1 protein-coding gene is annotated in these 1,298 nt (G+C 44.0%); it reads left to right on the top strand.

Annotated elements, in window-relative coordinates; genetic code table 11:
* On the top strand, positions 1-1,035 hold a 1,035-nt coding region (locus HC733_RS22245), incomplete at its 5' end, for an IS91 family transposase (RefSeq protein WP_238937670.1).
* Between the last annotated feature and the right edge of the window lie 263 nt (positions 1,036-1,298).

Raw genomic sequence — 1,298 nt, forward strand, 5'->3', positions numbered from 1 at the left:
CAACATCATACGGTGAGCTATCAACAACTGCGTGTCTGTCAGCATCTTCAATCATGCAGAACAGGTCAGCTCGGTTATCAAGCATGGCAATGTGATAGCTGTGGGGAGTCGCAGCAGATTGGGTGTAGTTGTCGAGACCGTCACTGTCCGCGTTGCCAAGGCATGGCCACGGCTAAGTGGGTGCGAAGACAGCAAGAGGATTTATTACAGTGTCGGTATTTCCACCTTGTTTTTACGCTCCCTCATGAGTTGAATATCATTGCTCACTATAACCCAAGTGTGTTGTACCAGTGTTTGTTTAAAGCCGTATGGCAAACGCTGAGCAAATTTGCGAAACGAAAGATGCATGGCCAGTTAGGCATGACAAGCGTACTGCATACATGGGGGCAGAACTTAAGTCAGCATATTCACTTGCATTGTTTGATACCCGCAGGGGCGCTTAATAAAGCGCACTGGCATGAAATAGAAAAAGGCTATTTATATCCCGTAAAAGCGTTATCAACAGTCTTTAGAGGAAAAATGCTGGCGGCGCTCAATGAATGCGATAGTCGATTCGCGAAGATAAACACGCCAACCAAATGGTGCGTGTATAGCAAAGCTTGTTTAACGTACAGTGAAAAACTAGTTAGTTACCTTGCTCGGTATACCCGAAAAGGCGTGATGTCAGAATCACGATTAGTGTCAGTGAATGAGCAGTCAGTGAGCTTTAAATATCGCGATTATGCAGATAACAACCGCGATAAAGTAATGACACTGAATTGTGATGAATTTTTACGGCGCTACTTACAACATGTATTGCCGAAAGGGTTTATGCGCATCCGCCACTATGGGTTTTTAGCTAATGCGTGTCGTAAGCGAAAGTTAGCGCTGATAAGAGCTCACGTGCCACATATATATAAACTGGTGAAACCAAAGGCAGAAAAAGAACCGTTGATACCGCAATGGCCTTGCCAGTCATGCAAGGTGGGTATCTTGCGATTTATTGGTGTTGTTAATTTAGACGTAGCGACAAATAAAATAGCGCGAACGAGTTAGCAGCCTAGCTTGCTGCATTAAATCAATGAGTTAATCTGCTTAACTGCTCAGGTCAGTAACGGCTGTGCGTACGAAAAATATAATTGCTTAACGGTTAAGCATTAGGTTTAATGGATACATAATAAACGCTGAGTAACGCAGGGACAGCTTAGATACGATAGACACGCCAATGAAATTGGCAAGATATCGTTTAGGCCATAAAAAGCAAATTCCCATAGCATAAAGAGCACCAACTCTGACACATCGAGCAGGTAGCGCCTCAG

This window comes from Pseudoalteromonas sp. S16_S37 (genome assembly GCF_014694405.1).
Taxonomy (GTDB): Bacteria; Pseudomonadota; Gammaproteobacteria; order Enterobacterales; family Alteromonadaceae; genus Pseudoalteromonas.